We start from the raw sequence: 20,276 nt of genomic DNA on the forward strand, positions 1-20,276 counted from the left end.
CGGGGAGGCCGGCAATGTCCAGGAAATCGATGGGGCGCCATGGCCTGTCCGCGCGGGAGGAAGTACAGTTCTTGCGCGACAGTAAAGGAGCATGGTTAACCATTCCTTGCCGGCAGGGGCGGCGGGCAGATGGCGGTACGGGTCGCCCGCGCGTGCCCACTCAGGCAGCGTCGACCCGCAGCCGGCTGTCGAAGGCCGCGACGACGCGGACGCGCGCGCCGGCCGGCAGGTCCGGGCCTTCCACCCGCCAGAGCGTATCCCCCAGCCGGACCCGCCCGACCCCTTCGGCAATCGGCTCTTCCAGCACCGCCGTGCGCCCGACCAGGCCTTCGCTGCGCCGGTTAAGCAGCGGTTGGTCGCCTGCACCCTTGCCACTCATCCAGCGCCGGCCGGAAAGCACGGTCGCCACGGAGAACAGCGCGAACAGCAGCAGCTGGATATGCCATTCGAAGAAGGCCGCGTTCCAGAACAGAAGGGCCAGCGACCCGGTCAGGATCGCCGCGAGACCGAACCAGACGAGGAAGACGCCGGGCACAACGACCTCGAGCGCCAGGAGTGCCAGGCCGACCACCCACCAGGCCCAGGGCCCGAGCTCTTCGACAATGCGGGCGACCATGGCTCAGACGCGCTCCGCCGGCGGCTGCGGGCGCTGGCCGACCGAGGGGCCGGACGGGCGCGGCCGGGGCGATGCCACCGCGCCAGCCTCGCCGAACACCTCGCGCGCGATCGCGCCGATGCCGCCGAGCGAGCCGATCAGCGCCGAGGCTTCCATCGGCATCAGCACGATCTTCGAATTGCTGGCGGTGCCGATCGCGGTCACCGCTTCCGTATATTTCTGGGCGACGAAGTAGTTGATGGCCTGGACATCGCCGGCGGCAATCGCTTCCGAGACCATATGGGTCGCCTTCGCTTCGGCCTCTGCCAGTCGCTCGCGTGCCTCGGCATCGCGGAACGCCGCCTCGCGCTGGCCTTCCGCCTGCAGGATGGCCGATTGCTTCGAGCCCTCGGCCCGCAGGATCTGGGCGTTGCGCGCGCCTTCCGCTTCGAGCACCAGGGCCCGCTTCTCGCGCTCCGCCTTCATCTGTCGCGCCATGGCATCGACCAGGTCCTTCGGCGGCTGGATGTCCTTGATCTCCACCCGCGTGACCTTGATGCCCCAGGGTCCCACGGCCTCGTCCACGACCCGCAGCAGCCGGTCATTGATCGTGTCGCGGTTGGAAAGCAGCTCGTCGAGATCCATCGAGCCCATGACCGAGCGAATATTGGTCATGGTCAGGTTGAGGATGGCGCTTTCGAGATTGGCGACCTGGTAGGCAGCCTCTGCCGCATTGAGAACCTGGTAGAAGGCAACGGCATCGGCGGAAACGGAGGCATTGTCCTTGGTGATCACCTCCTGGGTGGGCACGTCCAGCACCTGCTCCATCACATTCATCTTCGCGCCGATGCGGTCGATGAAGGGAACGATGAGGTTGAGGCCAGGCTCCAGCGTGCGGGTATAGCGGCCGAAGCGCTCCACCGTATGGCGATAGCCCTGCGGCACTGTCTTGATGCCGGCGACCAGCACCAGCACCACGAAGGCGACGAGAGCCACGACGATGATATCCAATCCACCGAGCATGCTGCACCCCTTTTCCATTTGGCTTGGCTAAAGGATCTAGCACGCCGCAAGGGCTGGCGGAACGCTTATCCGACCCAGCCCTTCAATTCCCGCGCCACCACGTGGTCGAGCACGCGCATGCCGTCCTCGCTGTCGTTCAGGCAGGGAATATGGGTGAAGTGCTCACCGCCATTGTGGTGGAAGATCTCGCCGGCTTCACCGGCGATTTCCTCCAGCGTTTCCAGACAGTCCGAAACGAAGCCGGGATTGATGACGGCGATCCTCTTGACCCCTTCCTTGGCCAGCGCTTCCACCGTCTTGTCCGTATAGGGCTGCAGCCATTCCTCCGGTCCGAACCGCGACTGGAAGGTGACGCGCAGCTTCTCCTTGGACCAGCCCAGTTTCTCGCGCAGCAGCCGCGCGGTCTTGTAGCACTGGCAGTGGTAGGGATCGCCCTTCTTGAAATAGCTCTGCGGAATGCCGTGGAAGGAGGTCAGCACCACCTCCGGCTCCCAGTCGAGCGTGGAAAGGTGGCGCGTGATCGAGTTGGCGAGCGCCTCGATATAGACCGGGTCGTCGTGATAGGGCGGAACGGTGCGCAGCGCCGGCTGCCAGCGCATGCCGAGCAGCGACTTGAAGGCTTCGTCGTTCACCGTCGCGGTGGTGGCGGCGGCATATTGCGGATAGAGCGGAAAGAGCAGGATCCGCTCGCAGCCGGCCTTCTGAAGCGCCTCCATGCGCGAGGGGATCGAGGGCTGGCCGTAGCGCATGGCCCAGTCCACCACCACCTGCGGTCGGTCGGCATAGGACGCCGCCATCTTCTCTGCCTGGTTGCGCGTGTAGGTGCGCAGGAAGCTTTCGTTGAGATCATTATTCCAGATCGCGGCATAGGCCTTGCCGACCTTTGCGGGCCGGGTGTTGAGCACGATGCCGTAGAGGATCGGATACCAGAAGACCCGCGACCACTCGATCACCCGCTTGTCGGAAAGGAACTGCTTGAGATAGCGCCGCATCGACACCTTGTCGGTGCCATCGGGGGTACCGAGATTGACGAGCAGAACGCCGATCTTGCCGAAATTGACCGGCGGATGGCCGGTCGGCAGCGGGGCGGAGGGTCCGACGGCGGGCGGCGCTACGGCGGCGGACGACGAATCGGTCAAGGTCATGGGGGATGTCACGGGTTTCATCCTGCGGGCTGGTTCGGCTCCTATACGGAGACGAGGCATGGCGGTTCAGCCATCATGTAAAAGAAAAACCGGCCCGGACAATCTCCGGACCGGTACATCGTCTGGGACCAATCGTCCCAGTGGGCATTTCGTCGGCGATCAGCGGGCCGGAATGGTCAGCGTCTCGCCAACCATCAGCCGGCGCGGCGGCGGGTTGCCGTTGGCTTCCGCAATCCGCTTCCAGGCCGTGCCCGCGCCATAGGCGGCTTCCGCCAGATCCCACAGCGTATCGCCGGGCGCAATCACATGCGTCTTTTGTTCCGTCGTGCCGGGTTCCGTCGTGCTGGGCTCCGCGGCGCTCGGCTGAGACGTGGTCGGTTCTGCCGGCGCGGCGGCCGGTGCGGACGGCTCAGGGGTCGTCGGTGCAGGGGCTGCCGGCGCAGGGGTTGCCGGTTCCGCCTGCGCAGGGGCGGCCGGCGCGGGGCTGGCTGGCGTTTGCGCCGTCGGCGCAGCAGGTGTGGCCGGGTTCTCCGCAGCCGGTGCCGGGGCGACGAGGGTGGGGGTGCTGTCGGCGGGTGCCGGAACAGCGGGCGTGGGGGGTGCGGGCGCGGGGTTTGCCGGGGCCGGGGTGGCGGCAGGTGCCGAGGCAGCGGGGGGCTGCTGGGCCGGGGTCGCCTGGGCCGTCGTGGTGGCCGGCGGGGCAGCGGATTCCGGCTTGGCCGGCGGCACGTAGTCGGCCGGCGTCAGGTCGGTAATGCGGCCATCCGTGTAGGGCGTGTAGGGGGTATGATCGCCGAGATAGGATGCCACCGCCTGTTCGAGGTTCGGGCCGAAATCATAGGCATTCTTGGCATTGGTGGAGAGGATCTTGAAGCCGTCGCCGCCGCCGCGAACATAGTTGTTGGTGACGACGCCATAGGTCTTGGCCGGATCAAGCGGCACGAAACCTTCGCCCTCCTTGACCTCGACGGCGCTGACCCGGCTGCCGACCGGCTTCGAGCGGTCGAAGCTGTACTTCATCCCCGACACCTGCAGGAAACGGCCGGCCTCTTCGTCGATCTTGCTCACGCCGTTTTCGAGAGCGGCGAGCAGGTCGGCGCCGGTCAGCTGGAAGGTGGCCACCGTGTTCTGGAAGGGCAGGACGGTCAGGACCTCGCCCATGGTCACCGGACCGGCATCGATCGGCGCCCGCAGCCCGCCGCCATTCTGCAGCGAGATGGTGATGCCCTGGCTCTTGACGCGATCGAGCTGCGCATCGGCGACCAGATTGCCCATGGCGCACTCCCTGGCGCGGCAGGTCTTGCGGTCACCGATGATGGCGTCGCTCGATTCGCCCACCACCTGCTTCTTCAGATCCTCGATCGGCCCTTTCATCTCTGCAATACGCGCCGAAAGCGCCGGGTCGGGCTGGAACGTCGAATCGACGAGGATCGGCTCGCCGCTTGCCTGCTTGACGACGCCGGCATCGTCGAACACCACTGTCAGATCGCCGAGATAGCGGCTGTACTGGAAGGCCTGGACGACCGGCACCTTGTAGCCGCCGGGATTGTCGACCCAGGTCGGATAAGGGCCTTCGGCACCCTCGACCGTGTTGGACAGCAAGGTGTGGCTGTGGCCGCCGACCACGACATCGACATCGGGGATCTTGGCGATGGCGGAGACATCCCGCGTATAGCCGACATGGGTGAGCGCGATGATCTTGTTGACGCCCTCCGCCTTCAGCGCGGCGACCGCCTCGGTGATCTTGGCCACGTCGTCGGCAATGGCGATCGTCGGCCCGGGATTGGCGACCTCGGGCGTTTCGGTGGTGACGGCACCGACGATGCCGATCTTCTGCCCACCCTTTTCAACGATCAGATAGGGCTTCAGCCGATCGCCGATCTTGGCCTCCTTGGTCGGCACCACATTGGCTGCGGTCATCGGAATGCGGTTCTTGTCGAGGAAGCCGGCCAGAACGGCATCGCCATCGTCGAACTCGTGATTGCCGACCGTCATGGCGTCGAACGCCATGGCATTCATGACTTCGGCTTCCGCCATGCCCTTATAGGTCGTGTAGAACAGTGAGCCCTGGAAATTGTCGCCGGCGTTCAGCGTCAGGACGGACTTGCCGGTACCTTCCAGGCCGCTGCGGGTGGTGTTGATGGCGGTCAGCATGCGCGCCGCGCCGCCGAAGCAGGCGTTCTTGGCCTCCTCCTCCGGCGAGCAGGTGGCGTCCGACTTGTTGATCGCCTCGATGCGGGAGTGGAAGTCGTTGATATGGAGGATGGTAAGCTCGTAATCGGCAAAGGCTGCACCGGTCGAAAGCGCCACGAAGGTCGCGGCGACCAGTCCCGTCTTCAGGCTGCGGATCATGATGGATCTCCTCATTGTCGGAACGCGCGATCCGGCATCCGGGCGTGCGACGGCCGCCGGCTCGGGGAGAGTTCCATCCCAGCATGACGACTGCAAGGCAAAAGCACGTCGCGCACGCAAAATTTCAGGCGAGGAGAAAGGCCGTACGCCGGCTCAGATCTTGCGGGTCAGCGAGAACTGCGCGCCGGTATCGGTGGTGCAGTTGAGCTGCGAGGGCGAGGCCATGGCGCAATTGACCTTCTGTTGGGTCTTGCGAACCATCGAGGTCATGTTGATCTCGACGAGGCGCGGCGTGACGTTCACATAGGTGCCGGAGGCCAGAAGCTGGTTCGTGTCGGTGGTGCGCGTGGAGAAGCTGCCGCCGGCAAAGGTGGAAACGATGCCGTTCGGATCGACCCAGGCGCCATCGACGCCGGCCGGAGCGGCGGCGCGCGGCTCGACCATCGCCACCTCGCGCGGCGCGGACTGGCAGGCGGCAAGCGCTGCGGCCAGGGCGAACACGGTCAGGGCGGATATGGGCTTCATCGCAAGTCTCCGTATGGGAAGCCGGGGCCGGCTCGGCAAAAACCATGCCGCGATCGACACTTGAATGCAAGGCCGGCGGAGAAATCATGGGCGGCGAAACAGGGGCTGCGCGCCGTTTCCGGCGCAGGCGCGGCGCATCTGCAACGCAATGACGCCCGGAACTTACATTCCGGGCGTCACTGGGCAAGTCAGACCGAGCCGATCAGCGCACGAGGATGTTGCGGAACTGCCAGGGGTCGTTCTCGTCGATGTCTTCCGGGAACAGGCCCGGGCGACCGTCGAGCGGGGTCCAGTCGGTGTAGTGGCCTTCGACCGGGCCGAGATAGGGCAGCTGCACTTCGAGGCAGCGCTTGTAGTCGATCTCGTCGGCTTCGACGATGCCGGCCTTCGGGTTCTCCAGCGCCCAGACCATGCCGGCAAGCACGGCGGAGGTCACCTGCAGGCCGGTGGCGTTCTGGTAGGGCGCGATACGCCGGGTTTCTTCCAGCGAGAGGCGCGAGCCGTACCAATAGGCGTTCTTGTCGTGGCCATAGAGCAGGACGCCCAGCTCGTCGACGCCGTCCACGAGCTCGTTCTCGTCGAGAACATGGAAGACCGACTGCGGCTTGCCGCCATTGCCGAACATTTCGTGCAGCGAGAGCACGGCGTCGTTGGCGGGATGATAGGCGTAATGGCAGGTCGGGCGGAAGGTCACGTCCCCGTCCTTGTCGCGAACGGTGAAGAAGTCGGCAATCGAGATGGACTCGTTGTGGGTGACGAGGAAGCCATATTGCGGGCCCGGCGTCGGGCACCAGGTGCGAACGCGGGTGTTGGCGCCCGGCTGCTCCAGATAGATGGCCGCCTGGCAGCCCTTCTTGTGCTTCTTGGCGTTCTTCGGCATCCACGCCTCATGCGTGCCCCAGCCGAGCTCGGCCGGCTGCAGACCTTCGGAAATGAAACCTTCCACCGACCAGGTGTTCCAGAAGACGTCGAGCGGCTTCGGGTTCTTGGTGCGCTGGGTGTCGCGCTCGGCAATGTGGATGCCCTTGACGCCCACCTTCTTCATCAGCTTGGCCCAGCCCTCGCGGTCGTGCTGGTCCGGCTCGTCGAACTTCATGCCGAGGTCATTGGCAAGGTTGACCAGCGCCTGCTTCACGAACCAGGACACCATGCCCGGATTGGCGCCGCAGGTGGAAACGGCGGTCGCGCCGCCCGGGTTCTTCTTCTTCTCATGGCGCACGGTTTCGCGCAGCGCATAGTTGGTGCGCTCGGAGTTCTTCATGTCCTTGTCGAAGTAGAAGCCGAGCCAGGGCTCGACGACCGTGTCGATATAGAGCACGTCGAGCTTGCGGCAGAGCTTCATGATGTCGAGCGAGGAGGTGTCGACTGAGAGGTTGACGCAGAAGCCCTGGCCCTTGCCTTCGGTCAGCAGCGGCTTCAGCAGGTCCTTGTAGTTCTCGCGGGTGACGTGCGCCTTGATGTGGCGGATGCCGTGGCGCTCGAGGATCTCCATGTCGGCCGCGTCTTCGCGCGGGTCGATGACGACCATCCGGTTCTTGTCGAACGTGAAGTGCCGCTCGATCAGCGGCAGCGTTCCCCGGCCGATCGAGCCGAAGCCGATCATGACGATCGGGCCGGTGATTTCGCCGTGAACCGGATAGGTGGTATCCGCCATAATGTGACTCTCCTGGATATGGCCGTCTCGGATGGCCGGCCGCACGCCGGCGGCCGTGAAAGCTGAAGCGTTGCGCTGACTTGGTTGACGCAACCGCGGGTCCGCCGCCTCGCAGGGCTTCGGTCCGGGTTCCTAAGCACAATTTCCCGTCACAATAAAGGGCCGGCCCTGTCCGTCTTCCTGCACGGTGCGGCATCGTCGTGCCCGACGAGGCGGCAGGCGATCAGGCCACGCAGCGAATTGCCCATGAACAGCGCACCGGTGTTCAGATCGGCAAGGCTGAGCCGACAGACGCGGGCCTTGCGGGCGCAGATCAGTTCGGTCCGCAGCACGCCGGCCAGCAGCCCGGCCGAAATCGGCGGAGTCTTCAGGACGCCGGAGCCGTCATCAAGGAAGAGCGATGTGATCGTGCCTTCGCAGGGCTCTCCCGCCTCGTTGAGCAGCAACACCTCATCGGCTTCCGTCCCCGCATATTCCGCACGTGCCGCCTCATAGGTCCCGCGCCGGCTCGTCTTGTAGCGCAACAGCGGATCGGTGCTTTTGAGCCGCGCCTTGGCAATGCGGACCTGCCAGACGGTGCCTGGGTTCTGGAGCGCGAAGGGAGCCGTCGTGATGCTGACCGTGCCGTCTCGCGATAGGGAGAGGCGCACCCGCAGCATGTCTGCGTCCTCCTCCGCACTTGCCTGCTTGACGGCTGCATCCAGCCGTGACTCCAGATCCTCCGGCCGGGCGAAGCTCAGCCGGTTGGCCGAACGCTTCAGCCGCTCCAGATGCAGCCGGCGGCGCCAGATCCCCTGGTGCGGTGTGAACCGCATGGTCTCGATCAGCGTGAATTCGTTCATTGCGCCACCTCCGTCTCGCCCAGCGCGAAGCGGGCCTTGAGCAGGCACTCGGCATATTCGGCCTCGGCCGTCGAATCGAAGACGATGCCGCCGCCGACATTGAAGACGGCGCGCCCATCGGCAAAGAGCGACAGCGTCCGGATCGCCACGTTGAATTGCATGCTGCCATCCGGGCGGATGAGGCCGATCGCGCCGCAATAGGCATCGCGCGGTCCGGTTTCGAGCGCATGCAGGATTTCCATGGCGCGCAGCTTCGGTGCGCCGGTGACCGAGCCGCAGGGGAACAGGGCGGCCAGGATATCGGTCACGGTCAGGCCGGGTGCAAGCTCTGCCCGCACATGGCTGACCATCTGGTGCACGGTCGGATAGGTTTCGATGTCGAAGAGCTTCGGCACCTCCAGCGTGCCGACCGTGCTGATGCGCGAAATGTCGTTGCGCAGCAGATCGACGATCATCCGGTTTTCGGCCTGGGATTTCTCGTCTCCCAGCATAGCGGCGACGATGGCCGCATCCTCGGCCGCATGGCTGCCGCGCGGGGCCGTGCCCTTCATCGGATGGGTCTCGATCACGCCGTCGGAACCGAGGCGGAAGAACAGTTCGGGCGAGCGGGAGAGGAGGACGGGCCCCTCCAGCGCCACGAGCGCTCCGTAGTGCACCGGTTGCCGTTCGATGAGGGACCAGAAGGCGGCGAGCGGATCGCCGCTCCAGCGCGCGGCGATCGGCATGGTCAGGTTGGCCTGGTAGCAATCGCCCTGCCGCAAGTGCCGGTGCAGGCGGTCGAAGCGCTGGCGATAGGCGGCGAGGTCCCAGGCTGCGCGCGGTTCGCTGAGGAAAGGGGCATTGTCGGTGCGCCGGCGCGGTGCGGCCAGCGGATGGTCCTCCGGCGCCGGCCCGTCGAAGACCCCGAAACAGAGAAGCGGCGTCTCGCGGTCGTCCTCGATGAGAGGCGCGAGCTTCGGTTCGAAGATGTAGCCTGCTTCATAGGAGAGAAAGCCGGCCAGCCAGCGGCCGGCCCGCCGCTCCGTCTCCAGCGCGGCCAGCGCCGGCAGGATCTCGGTGCGCCTGCGCGCGACGATCAGCCGGTCCGGCTCGGCAAACAGCCTTTGCGTTCCGGCCTTGTCGTCGCGCAGGAGAATGAAGGGCGTGTCGGTCATCGGGTCCGGTCTGGCAGCGTGCGGTGTCCTGCCCCTTCTACGATGGCTTGGCCCTTCTGTCTCCGACCCTGTCGGCCTTTTGTCGCGACGCAGTGACGCTCAGGCGGCGTCGAGTGCCTCGAGCTCGTCGATCAGCCCCTCGATCATCGACAGGCCCTTGTCCCAGAAGGCCGGGTCCGTCGCGTCGAGGCCGAAGGGGGCGAGCAGCGTGCTGTGATGCTGCGATCCGCCGGCCTTGAGGAGCGCGAAATACTTCTGCTGGAAGCCCGGCTCGGCCTTTTCGTAGACAGCATAAAGCGAGTTCACCAGGCAGTCGCCGAAGGCATAGGCATAGACGTAGAAGGGCGAGTGGATGAAGTGGGGGATATAGCTCCAATAGGTCTCGTAACCCTCGGAGATTTTCACCGCAGAGCCGAGGCTTTCCGTCTGAACGGCGAGCCAGAGCGCGCCGATATCGTCGGCCGTCAGCTCGCCCGCCTTGCGGGCCGTGTGCAGGCGCCGCTCGAAATCGTAGAAGGCGATCTGGCGCACGACGGTGTTGATCATGTCCTCCACCTTCTGGGCCAGCATGGCCTTGCGCTCCCGCCGGTCCGCCGTCTTGGCGAGCAGCGCCCGGAAGGTCAGCATTTCGCCGAAGACCGAGGCGGTCTCCGCCAGCGTCAGCGGGGTCGAGGCCATCAGCGCGCCCTGTTCTCCGGCCAGCACCTGGTGCACGCCATGTCCGAGCTCATGGGCAAGCGTCATCACGTCGCGCGGCTTGCCCATATAGTTGACCAGCACATAGGGGTGGGCGGAGGGCACGGTCGGATGGGCGAAGGCGCCCGGCGCCTTGCCCGGGCGCACCGGCGCATCGATCCAGCCGCCATCGAAAAAGCGGCCGGCGATCGCCGCCATTTCCGGATCGAAGCCGCGATAGGCTTCCAGCACGGTGCTCTTCGCCTCGTCCCACGGGATCGCCCGGTTCGCCGTTTCCGGCAGCGGCGCGTTGCGGTCCCAGAAGTTGAGCTGCTCCATGCCGAGCCACTTCGCTTTCATCGCGTAATAGCGGTGCGACAGGCGCGGATAGGCGGCCTTTACCGCAGCGGCCAGCGCGTCAACCACCTCCCGCTCGACGCGGTTTGCCAGATGCCGGCTGTCGGCGATGTCGGCAAAGCCACGCCAGCGGTCGGAGATCTCCTTGTCCTTGGCCAGCGTGTTGGTGATCAGCGTGAAGGTGCGGATATTGGCCTTGAAGGTGGCGGACAGTGCCTCGGCCGCCTTGCGGCGCGTATCCGGATCCGCCTCCTGCAGGTGGCTCAGCGCCACTTCCAGCGGCACCTCCTCTCCATCGATGGAGAAACGCAGCGCCGCCATGGTTTCGTCGAACAAGCGATTGAAGGCGCCGGACCCGGTCATCGACTTTTCGAGGAACAGCTGCTCCAGCCTGTCGTCGAGCTGGTAGGGCTTCTCCTTGCGCAGGTCGCGGACCCAGGGCTCGTAATGGGCGGCGCGCGGATCGCGCGTCAACGCGGTTTCGAGCGCGGCATCCTCGATCAGGTTCATCTCCAGCCCGAAGAACAGAAGATGGCTCCACAGATCGGTCAGCTTGGCCTGGACATCGCCATAGAACTTGCCGTTCTCCGGCTTGCTCGTGTCGGTATAATAGGTGAGCCCGGCATAGGACCCGACCTTGCCCATCAGGTCCTCGAGCGCCTCATAGGCCTCGATCGCCGCGCCGAGCCCTTCATCTCCCGTCTTTCTTGCCGCCTCTGACAGCTGGCCCTTCCAGCGTGCCTCGAAGGCCAGGCACTCCGTTTCGGCGCGGGCGAGATCCTGCTTGAACGCGTCCGACTGCGGGCCGGGATAAAGGTCGTCCAACCGCCATTCGGGAAGCGTGCCCAGCGAGGGTGAGGGTTCAGCCCCTGCAACGGCGGCGGCGAGCAGGCGAGGAGCGGACAGGGTTGCGAAAGTGGGTGTCAAGGCGATCACTCCGGTCGATGGATGGGCCGGGACAGGCGGGGAGGGAGCGCGATGATCCAGATTGGCGCGCCATGCCTGCCGCTTTGGCGGAGCCGGGACCGTAACGTCCGCATTGGTTAAAATGCAAGCCTTTCGCCAAAGACCCTCTTCAGCCCTTTGTGACAGGAATGACGTGAACCGGTGCCTCTGCCGGGGAATTCGATGCAACAGGGGGAGCGATCCGCATGCCATCCCAGATTCTCGTGATCGATGACGATCCGGTGCAACGCCGGCTTCTGATCCACGCAGTCGAACGGCTGGGCCATCAGGTGATCGCCGCCGAAAACGGCCGGGCCGGGCTCGAACTTCTGATCGCCCGGCAGAAGCATATCGACGCCGTGCTGCTCGACCTGATGATGCCGGAAATGGATGGTCACGCCGTTCTCGCCGCCGTGCGCGAACGCGGCATTTCGGTGCCGATCATCGTGCAGACCGGGCAGGGCGGCATCGAAACGGTGGTGCTCGCCATGCAGGCCGGCGCCTTCGATTTCGTCATCAAGCCGGTCTCCCCGGAGCGGCTTTCGGTCGCGCTCGACAATGCGCTGAAACAAAGCCCGCGCGGCGAGCGCACGGTCAGTGCGCGGCGGGTGCGGGGCGAGCCGGTGCGTTTCGACGATGTCGTGTCGGCAAGCGGCGCGATGATTCGCGTGCTCGATCTGGCACGCCGCGCCGCCCAGTCCACCATTCCCGTGGTTCTCGAAGGTGAATCGGGCGTCGGCAAGGAAATGGTCGCCCGCGCCATTCAGGGCGGCAGCGACCGGGCCGGCAAGCCGTTCATCACCGTCAATTGCGGCGCGATCCCGCCCAATCTGGTCGAAAGCATCCTGTTCGGTCACGAGAAGGGCGCCTTCACCGGCGCCACCGAGCGCCATATCGGCAAGTTCAGCGAGGCCGATGGCGGCACGCTGTTCCTGGACGAAATCGGAGACCTGCCGCTTTCCGCCCAGGTGAAGCTGCTGCGCGCGGTCCAGCAGGGCGAAATCGAAACGGTGGGCGCACGCGTGCCGCAGAAGGTCGATGTCCGGCTGATTTCGGCGACCAACAAGGACCTGATCGGCGAAGTGCGCGAGGGCCGCTTCCGCGAGGATCTCTATTATCGCCTGAACGTCTTCCCGATCGCCATCCCCGCCTTGCGCCGGCGCAAGGAGGATATTCCGCTGCTGGTGCGCAGCTTCGTCCACCGCTTCTCCGCCGAGCAGCGGCGCGGCTCGCCGATGAGCGTCGATGCCGGCGCCATGGCGCTGCTCACCGCCTATGACTGGCCCGGCAACATCCGCGAGCTGGAAAGCGCGATCTTCCGCGCCGTTGTCCTTGCCGATCGCGACGAGCTGACGCTTGCCGACTTCCCGCAGCTTGCCAATCTCCACCCGGAAGTCGGTGTGGGCGGGCCACGCCCTGCCATGCTTGCCGATGCCACCCCGCGCGAGGAGCAGCGGGCCGCGCCCGCCGCACAGACGGTTTCCGCCGCGCTTGCGCGCCCCGCCGCCGCAAAAACGCCGCCGGAAGGCGCGATAGCCAGCGTCGACTCCGGCGGCAATGTTCGCAAGCTCGCCGAGGTGGAGGAGGAGCTCATCCGATTCGCGCTGAAATTCTATCGCGGTCAGATGAGCCAGGTGGCGCGCAAGCTCGGCATCGGCCGGTCGACGCTCTATCGCAAGCTCAAGGATTACGGGATCAACCCCGACGATCCCTTCTCCGAAGCCGCTTGAGGGTTTCTCGAGCGCTCCAGGCCGGCACGACCCCGTGCCGGCAGCATCGCAAATGTTCCCCGGCGTTTAGACCTTGTTAGTGATCCGTTCACTATATTATAAGGATTGGTGAGGACTGTGGCATAAATGTCATGCTGTCACCGCATTTGACAGTCATTGGACAGCCAGAGGCGCGGTGTCCGTCGGACGGGGAATTGAGTTTGCAAGTTTTTTCAGGACTGAAAACGCACCGCGATGCCGGTTTGCGCAACACTCTTCGCCGCATCTGGGGAAAGCTGCCCCGCGTGCTGACCTCCTTCGTCATCGCCGCATCCATGGTGACCCCCGGCATGGCGCCGCCGGTCGAGGCTGCCGGCCAGACCCGCACGTTGAAGATCTACTTCATCCATACGCAGGAAAAGGCGCAGATCACCTTCAAGCGGAACGGCAAATATGATCCGAAGGGTCTGCAGCAGATCAACATGATGCTGCGCGACTGGCGCCGCAACGAGCCGACGAAGATGGATCCCCGCCTTCTCGACCTCATCTGGGAAGTCTACCAGAAGTCCGGCTCTCGCGACTATATCCACGTGGTCTCCGGCTATCGTTCGCCGGCCACCAACGGCATGCTGCGCTCGCGCACCAAGGGTGTCGCCAAGAAGAGCCAGCACATGCTCGGCAAGGCGATGGACTTCTACCTGCCCGATGTGAAGCTGAAGACGCTGCGCGAGATCGGCATGAAGTTCCAGGTCGGCGGCGTCGGCTATTATCCCACCTCCGGTTCGCCCTTCGTGCATATGGACGTCGGCGGCGTGCGCGCCTGGCCGCGCATGAGCCGCAGCGAGCTCGTCCGTCTGTTCCCGGACGGCAAGACCATGCATCTGCCCTCCGACGGGTCGCCGCTTCCGGGCTACGAGCAGGCTGTGGCCGATTACAAGCGGCGCGTCGGCGCCTCGGCGATCCAGGTGGCAGGCGGCGGCTATAGCGGCCCCGGCGACAAGGCGACCAAGCGCCCCGGCAAGACCCTGATGGCCATGCTGTTCGGCGGTGGCGACGAGGACGAGGATGCAACGGCGATCTCCGCCGGTGCCGACAGCGATGATTCCGAAGCGCCTGCCACGGCACGGCGCGGCAAGGCCACGCCGCCTCCGGCCGAGACCCCGGTACTCGCCGGTGTCGAGGGCGCCGAGGAAGCGCCGGCCCGCGAAACGGTGGTTGCCGCCGCAGAAGAAACGGTGAAGGCGCCGGTGCCGCTGGTGCGCCCGGCCTTCCAGGACCTCCCCGCCGACAGCGGCGTGCAGACCGCTTTGGTGGCTCCGCCGAAGAACGCCGCGCAGGATGCGCTGGCCGCCGCCGCGCCGCAAACCGCGGAGCAGGCCGCAGGCCAGGAAGAATTCGCCGATCTCGGCAGCTACAAGGTTCCGGTGCCGCAGGCCCGCGTGACCGAGCTGCAGGCCGGTGCGGCGCTTGCCGATGCCGCGGAGGCGGCCGAAGAGGGCGAGGCGCTCGCCTTCGTTCCGGTTCCGGCTCTCCGTCCTGCCGGTGCGGAGGCGCTCGCCGCCGTCGCTGCCGCCGAGGTGGCGCGTCCGGAAGAGGGTGCCACGCCAGAGCCGGGCGCTGCCGCGCCAGCCGCCGTCGCTATGGCCGATGCCGGCGCGGAGCCCTTGGCCGTGGCCAAGGCAACGCCGGTCTTCGCCGCCCGCCCCGCCGAAGCCATCACCACCGCAACGACCGCGCCGACAGCCCCGCCCTCGAGCGAGATCGCCGCGCTCAGCCCGGCCCAGACCCGTGCGCTCGCCAGTGCCGCGCCGCCTGTCAGCTCCTCGGGCGAGGCCCGTGCCAAGGCAGCCCTTGCCGCACCGACCAGCCAGCCTGTTGAGATGGCGGCCTATGCTCCGGATCCGATGGAAGGCAAGCGGGATATCTTCCGCAGCACCTTCGACCTGCCGCCGGAAGCACCCAAGGCCGGCCGGCCGAAGAAGCAGCAGGCCGATGCCGCCCAGCGCCTGTCCAAGCGCACGGCCCCGAAGCTGACGCAGAAGATCATCGCCGAATGGGCCCTGACCACCGGCCGCATGGCGCAGCTCTCCCGGCCCGTCAAGGCGCCGCGCTTCGTCAGCCCTGCGCTGCGCGCTTCGCCGACCACAGTCTACTCCGCCGGCTTCACCAACGCCCCGACCAACGTCGACACCGCCCGCTTCTCCGGCACCGCCGTCAACTTCATGGAAGTCACCCGCTTCAGCAACTGAGGCGAAGACACACCCGATCCGGTCTCGCCGATCGGTTTGCCAGACACAAAAAAGCCCGGCCGAAACCGGGCTTTTTCGTATCTCCTGAGGCGCCTATTCCTCGTCCGGCAGGTCGATCATGCCGAGGGCGGCGAGGTAGGTGTCGAGGATGGCTTCCTGTTCCATGCGCTCGTCCTTGTCCTGCTTGCGGATCTGGATGACCTTTTTCAGGATTTTGGTGTCGAAGCCGGTGGACTTCGCCTCGCCATAGACATCCTTGATGTCGTCGGCGATCGTCTTCTTTTCCTCCTCCAGGCGCTCGATGCGTTCGATGAACGAGCGAAGCTGGTCGCGTGCGACGCCGTGGGCATCTGACATGGGGTGCTCCTTGTGTGGGGGATCCTTCGGTGGGCGTCACCTGCCGTGAAGCGTCGGCGAGGTCAAGGGGCAAAGCGACATCGCGGCCTTCGCCGCGCAGCGATTGCGGTCGCGGTGCGGCGTGCGGCGCGGCTCAGTCGTGCGGGCGGCGGGCGGAAAAGCTCGCCTGCTGCTCCGCCGTCGCCTCGCGCTGATGCTGATCGCGCCAGGTCTCGTAGGGCATGCCATAGATGCGCTCGCGCGATTCCTCCTTGCTCATCGGCAGGCCGGCTTCTTCCGCCGCTTCCCGCAACCAGTTCGACAGGCAGTTCCGGCAGAAGCCCGCGAGGTTCATCAGGTCGATGTTCTGCACATCGCTGCGGGTGGAGAGATGGGCGAGCAGCCTGCGGAAGGCCGCGGCTTCGAGGTCGCGCTTCTCGGTTTCTGTCAGGTCGAGCATGGTCTGTCCTTTCGTCACGATGCGCGGTGAGAGCATATCCGGCACAACCGTGTCAGCGGTTTTGCGTGCGGACTGCGGCAAGGCCAAGATGGAGCATGTCCAGCAAACGTGCCTCAGCGGGTTTGTATCCGGACTGCGCGAGAATGCGAATGTCAGGCGATCCGGTTGTCACGAACTGATGCTTTCTTCGTCATAGGGCCCAGTTCGCGAAGGGTGCTGCAGAGGGACATGCAACGCCTCTCGAGCATTGAGGCTTTCGAAGATCGGAGCCAGCCGATCCGCCCAGGCGGCAACACCGGCTTCATCGCCGATCTGGTCCTGGCGGATCTCGATCAGCGCATGCGCCAGGCCCGGGCGCATGCCGTGGCGGTAGAGGGTGTCGCCGCGCAGCGCGCCGTCATAGGGTTCGTTGTCGGCCACGGTCAGCGTGCCGTCTTCGGCAAGCGCCGCGAGCAGCGGGCGCATTGCCCGGTCGTCGCCGTCCCAGAGAACGGTGACCTCCCACGGGCGTGGCACGCCCTTCCAATGCGGCGTGAAGGAGTGCAGCGAGAGAAGCAGCGGCGCCTTGCCGGAAGCCTCCGCCGTGCGTGCGATCGCAGCGCCGACCGCCTGGTGATAGGGCCGATGGAAGCGAGCCAGCCGGCGCTCGCGCTCTTCGGCCGACATCGGATGGTTCGCGGGGATGATCGCACCGTCGGAAATGCGCATGATCAGCGTCGGATCGTCCTCGCCGCGGTTCGGGTCGATCAGCAGGCGCGAAAAGCGGCTCATGACTGCCGGCACCTTCAGCCGCGCCGCAAGGGCGCGCAGCAGCGGTTCGATGCCGATGTCATAGGCGATGTGGCGGGCAAAGGCGGCGGGCGGCAGGCCGAGGTCGCCATAGTCGGGCGGCAGCAGCGCAGTGGCGTGATCGCCGAGCAGCAGAAGCCCGCGATCATAGGCGCCGTCGATGATCTCGAAGGCTTCGTTGGCCGCCAGGGTCACGCGCTGTCCCTCCCTCTTCGCCGCTGCGGAATGCCACGCCGGCGCGTCCTTCGCAAGTCATTGAGCCCAGCCAGCAATTTCGTCGAGAAAAAGCCGGACATGGGCTCTCTCTCCCGCGTTGACTTTCCGGGCACGAAGTCGCAAGAAAGTGCCTCGACAAACGCAATGGAGCTCCATTGGAAACCGTGTCTCGACACTCCTTCCCCTCGTCGAACATGCGTCGATCGTTTCTAGGCGTGGTGGCGTTCTTTTCGCTCTCCCTGGCCGCACCGCTTTTCCTCCCCAGCGAAGCGCATGCGGAATTCCGTGTCTGCAACGGCACGCAGAATCTCGTCGGCGTGGCGATCGGCTATCGGGCCAAGGAAGGCTGGATCACCGAAGGGTGGTGGCAGGTGCCTGCAACGACCTGCGCGACCCTGATCGAGGGCGAGTTGGAATCACGCTACTACTATCTCTACGCAGAGGATGCGGCCCGCGGCGGACGCTGGACGGGCAATGTCAACATGTGCGTGGCGGAGAACGAGTTCAAGATCACCGGCGTGCAAGACTGTTTCGCACGCGGTTTCCAGCGGATTGGCTTCAAGGAATATGACACGGGACGTCAGGGGAGCTGGATGGTTCAGCTCTCGGATACGCCCGGGACTCAAGAAGGCCAGAACTGATGAGACGGAATCGAAAAGCCAAGATCCTCGCGACGCTCGGACCAGCGTCGAGCGAGGAGCACATGATCCAGAAGCTGCACGAGGCGGGCGCCGATCTCTTCCGGATCAATATGAGCCATGCCAGCCATGATGTCATGCGCACGCTGATCAAGCGCATCCGCGCGGTGGAAGAGCGCTGCGGTCGTCCGATCGGCATCCTGGCCGACCTTCAGGGCCCGAAGCTGCGCGTCGGCAAGTTTGCCGAAGGCAAGGTGGAGCTGACCCCCGGCCAGACCTTCACGCTCGACAACAACGAGGCGCCCGGCGACAACACCCGCGTCTTCCTGCCCCATCCGGAAATTCTCGAATCGGTCAAGGCCGGCCATCGCCTGCTGATCGATGACGGCAAGCTGCATCTGCGCGCCGAAAGTTCGGACGGCACGAAGATCGTCTGCACCGTCGTCTCCGGCACCAAGATTTCCGACCGCAAGGGCGTCAGCCTGCCCGATACGCTGCTCGGCGTCGGTGCGCTGACCGAGAAGGACCGTGCCGATCTCGACGCCGTTCTGGAAACGGACGAGGTCGACTGGGTGGCGCTCTCCTTCATCCAGCGTCCGGAAGATCTGTCGGAAGTGCGCAAGGTTTCCCGCGGCCGGGTCGGGCTCATGTCCAAGATCGAAAAGCCACAGGCGATCGAACGGATCGACGAGATCATCGAACTCTCCGACGCGTTGATGGTCGCGCGTGGCGACCTTGGGGTGGAAATGCCGCTCGAGGCCGTGCCCGGCCTGCAGAAGCAGTTGATCCGCGCCTGCCGCCGCGCCGGCAAGCCGGTGGTCGTTGCCACCCAGATGCTGGAATCGATGATCTCCGCGCCGGTGCCCACCCGCGCCGAAGTTTCCGACGTTGCGACCGCCGTCTTCGAAGGCGCCGATGCGGTCATGCTCTCGGCCGAATCCGCCTCCGGCGACTACCCGGTCGAAGCGGTTTCGACCATGGCCTCGATCGCCAGCAAGGTGGAAACCGATCCGCATTATCCGGGCATCATCTATGCCCAGCGCACGCCGCCGGAAGCCACCGGCGCCGATGCGATCTCGCTGGCTGCCCATCAGATCGCCGAAACGCTGCGTCTCTCGGCCATCGTTTGCTACACGGCCTCCGGCAACACCGGTCTGCGCACCGCGCGCGAGCGGCCGCAGGTGCCGATCCTGGCGCTGTCGCCGGTCATCCAGACGGCTCGTCGTCTCTCGGTCGTCTGGGGCACGCACTGCGTCGTCACCTCCGACGCGACCGATCTCGACGACATGGTCAACCGCGCCTGCCGTATCGTGGCCGCGGAGGGCTTCGGCAAGCCGGGCGACCGCATCATCATCTCGGCCGGTGTGCCGCTCGGCACGCCCGGCGCGACCAACATGCTGCGCATCGCCTATATCGGCCAGGACGGCATGAGCGGCGTCTGAGCCCCGTGCCTGTGTCCTGATCTCCATAGCGCCGCTCCTGAACAGGGGCGGCGTTTTCGTTGGCGCTCTCAGTTCTCGTTGTCTTTGGCAATCCGTGCTTCGTCGGCACGGGCGATTGCGTCGAGATCGCGGGGCTGTCCGGCAACAGTTTCGATGGCGGCTATCGCCAGGTCGGTGACGATATAATCCGGCTTGTGGCCGAGGTTATGCACGGTCACAAGCCGGCTCCCGGCAATATCGCGTGCAAGGCCCCTGGAGTGGATCTCGGGGAGAACGATCTTGTCGCGGTCGCCGGTGATGATCACGGTCGGCGCTTTGATCTCCGTGTAGCGCGGCGAAACGCGTTTCACATAGTCGAGCAGATTGGCGATATCGATCGCATTGTTCTGGAACTGGCGCGGGCGCAGCGCGAGGCGGATCTGCGCGGCAGCAATGTAGTTGTCCGGCCGATGATTGGGCGCGAAGACACTGCGGGTCGCCGTGTCGACCAGCGCAAGGCCCACCGGCGGCGCAACCAGCGTCGCGAAGAGATCGCCGATCAGCGGAATGCGCGCCACCGAATAGTACCAGTCGATGCCGCCGGGCCAGGGATGCGTGGCTGGCGAGAGAAAGACGAGGCCGGCGACCCGCTCCTTGTGCTCCAGAGCGAAACTGGCCGCGATCGCGCCGCCGAAGGAATGTGCGACGATGATCGCTTTGTCGATGCCGCGCTTCGTCATCAGGGCGGCAATCGCGTTGGCTTGGCCATCGGGAAAGGCGTTGCGAGGGCCGCCGCGCTCGGAGTAGCCGAGCCCGGGCCGATCGAGAAACAGCATTTCCGCGCGGCCTTCGAGCTTGGCGCGAAAGGCGGTCATCGGATCGTTCAGGTTGGCACTGGCGCCGTGGATGAAGACGAGCGGCGGCAGGTCGGCGCCGGCCGGGCGCGGCACATGCACGCTGTTCATCCGAAAACCGCCGACATCGATGAGTTCGCCCCGATTGACGTTCTCCCGCTCGAAAGCCGAGGCCTGATAGGTGCTGAAACCGAAGGCGGCGAGAAGGGCGGCCAGGAAGCCGGTGAGAACGAAAAGCATGAGGCGACCCAAGGGGCGAAATCGGGAAGGGAAGGGCACGGGAACCAGGCTCGAGAGGATAGGCCGCGAGGTTGCGGCCAACTCCCTACGCATCGCG

The 20,276-nt window shown here is 65.6% G+C and carries 17 protein-coding genes; 4 read left to right on the forward strand and 13 right to left on the reverse strand.

Annotation, left to right across the window (positions count from 1 at the left end; genetic code table 11):
• Positions 1 to 160 precede the first annotated feature (160 nt).
• The 9 genes from U8330_RS02500 to U8330_RS02540 form a co-directional block, all read right to left on the reverse strand.
• Positions 161 to 616, reverse strand: coding sequence for an NfeD family protein (locus tag U8330_RS02500; RefSeq protein ID WP_323103589.1), 456 nt, complete (start codon positions 614 to 616; stop codon positions 161 to 163).
• A 3-nt stretch (positions 617 to 619) separates the two neighbouring features.
• Positions 620 to 1,618, reverse strand: coding sequence for an SPFH domain-containing protein (locus U8330_RS02505; protein ID WP_323103590.1), 999 nt, complete (start codon positions 1,616 to 1,618; stop codon positions 620 to 622).
• A 65-nt stretch (positions 1,619 to 1,683) separates the two neighbouring features.
• Entirely contained in the window at positions 1,684 to 2,763 is a 1,080-nt protein-coding gene (gene hemH, locus U8330_RS02510; protein ID WP_416236895.1) for a ferrochelatase, read from the reverse strand.
• A 159-nt stretch (positions 2,764 to 2,922) separates the two neighbouring features.
• Positions 2,923 to 5,115: a 5'-nucleotidase C-terminal domain-containing protein gene (locus U8330_RS02515; protein WP_323103592.1), complete on the reverse strand. Its 2,193-nt coding sequence runs from the start codon at positions 5,113 to 5,115 to the stop codon at positions 2,923 to 2,925.
• A 153-nt stretch (positions 5,116 to 5,268) separates the two neighbouring features.
• A complete protein-coding gene (gene omp10, locus U8330_RS02520) occupies positions 5,269 to 5,640 on the reverse strand; it encodes an outer membrane lipoprotein Omp10 (protein WP_323103593.1) in 372 nt (123 codons plus the stop codon).
• Between the two features lie 202 nt (positions 5,641 to 5,842).
• Positions 5,843 to 7,294 (reverse strand): homospermidine synthase, encoded by a 1,452-nt coding sequence (locus U8330_RS02525; RefSeq protein WP_323103594.1) that lies wholly within the window; start codon positions 7,292 to 7,294, stop codon positions 5,843 to 5,845.
• Positions 7,295 to 7,443: 149 nt separating this feature from the next.
• The gene (locus U8330_RS02530; RefSeq protein ID WP_323103595.1) at positions 7,444 to 8,136 is read right to left on the reverse strand and encodes an aminotransferase class IV family protein; all 693 of its coding nucleotides are present in this window, start codon (positions 8,134 to 8,136) and stop codon (positions 7,444 to 7,446) included.
• Positions 8,133 to 9,290 carry an aminodeoxychorismate synthase component I gene (locus U8330_RS02535; RefSeq protein ID WP_323103596.1) on the reverse strand — a complete coding sequence of 386 codons (1,158 nt, stop codon included), beginning with the start codon at positions 9,288 to 9,290 and terminating at the stop codon, positions 8,133 to 8,135. Before U8330_RS02535 ends, U8330_RS02530 begins: the two co-directional genes overlap by 4 nt.
• 99 nt (positions 9,291 to 9,389) lie before the next feature.
• The gene (locus U8330_RS02540; RefSeq protein WP_416236801.1) at positions 9,390 to 11,258 is read right to left on the reverse strand and encodes a M3 family oligoendopeptidase; all 1,869 of its coding nucleotides are present in this window, start codon (positions 11,256 to 11,258) and stop codon (positions 9,390 to 9,392) included.
• Between the two features lie 215 nt (positions 11,259 to 11,473).
• Here U8330_RS02540 and U8330_RS02545 point away from each other — a divergent pair, with 215 nt between their 5' ends.
• Both U8330_RS02545 and U8330_RS02550 read left to right on the forward strand, forming a co-directional pair.
• A complete protein-coding gene (locus tag U8330_RS02545; protein WP_323103597.1) occupies positions 11,474 to 12,997 on the forward strand; it encodes a sigma-54 dependent transcriptional regulator in 1,524 nt (507 codons plus the stop codon).
• A gap of 200 nt (positions 12,998 to 13,197) precedes the next feature.
• Positions 13,198 to 15,225, forward strand: coding sequence for a DUF882 domain-containing protein (locus U8330_RS02550; protein ID WP_416236802.1), 2,028 nt, complete (start codon positions 13,198 to 13,200; stop codon positions 15,223 to 15,225).
• A 93-nt stretch (positions 15,226 to 15,318) separates the two neighbouring features.
• Here U8330_RS02550 and U8330_RS02555 read toward each other — a convergent pair whose 3' ends face one another.
• The 3 genes from U8330_RS02555 to U8330_RS02565 form a co-directional block, all read right to left on the reverse strand.
• Positions 15,319 to 15,582 (reverse strand): DUF2312 domain-containing protein, encoded by a 264-nt coding sequence (locus tag U8330_RS02555; protein ID WP_323103598.1) that lies wholly within the window; start codon positions 15,580 to 15,582, stop codon positions 15,319 to 15,321.
• Positions 15,583 to 15,715: 133 nt separating this feature from the next.
• Positions 15,716 to 16,021 carry a DUF1244 domain-containing protein gene (locus U8330_RS02560; protein WP_323103599.1) on the reverse strand — a complete coding sequence of 102 codons (306 nt, stop codon included), beginning with the start codon at positions 16,019 to 16,021 and terminating at the stop codon, positions 15,716 to 15,718.
• A gap of 168 nt (positions 16,022 to 16,189) precedes the next feature.
• Positions 16,190 to 16,999 carry an N-formylglutamate amidohydrolase gene (locus tag U8330_RS02565; protein WP_323107112.1) on the reverse strand — a complete coding sequence of 270 codons (810 nt, stop codon included), beginning with the start codon at positions 16,997 to 16,999 and terminating at the stop codon, positions 16,190 to 16,192.
• A 221-nt stretch (positions 17,000 to 17,220) separates the two neighbouring features.
• On the opposite strand from U8330_RS02565, the gene U8330_RS02570 reads away from it, so the two are divergent.
• Both U8330_RS02570 and pyk read left to right on the forward strand, forming a co-directional pair.
• A complete protein-coding gene (locus tag U8330_RS02570) occupies positions 17,221 to 17,667 on the forward strand; it encodes a DUF1036 domain-containing protein (protein WP_323107113.1) in 447 nt (148 codons plus the stop codon).
• Positions 17,667 to 19,106: a pyruvate kinase gene (gene pyk, locus U8330_RS02575; RefSeq protein WP_323103600.1), complete on the forward strand. Its 1,440-nt coding sequence runs from the start codon at positions 17,667 to 17,669 to the stop codon at positions 19,104 to 19,106. The genes U8330_RS02570 and pyk overlap by 1 nt, the downstream gene beginning before the upstream one ends.
• A 68-nt stretch (positions 19,107 to 19,174) precedes the next feature.
• Here the strand turns inward: pyk and U8330_RS02580 are convergent, their stop codons facing one another.
• Complete coding sequence (locus U8330_RS02580) at positions 19,175 to 20,179, reverse strand: alpha/beta hydrolase (protein WP_323103601.1); 1,005 nt, start codon at positions 20,177 to 20,179, stop codon at positions 19,175 to 19,177.
• Between the last annotated feature and the right edge of the window lie 97 nt (positions 20,180 to 20,276).

It is taken from the genome of Rhizobium sp. CC-YZS058, assembly GCF_034720595.1.
Taxonomy (GTDB): domain Bacteria; phylum Pseudomonadota; class Alphaproteobacteria; order Rhizobiales; family Rhizobiaceae; genus Ferranicluibacter.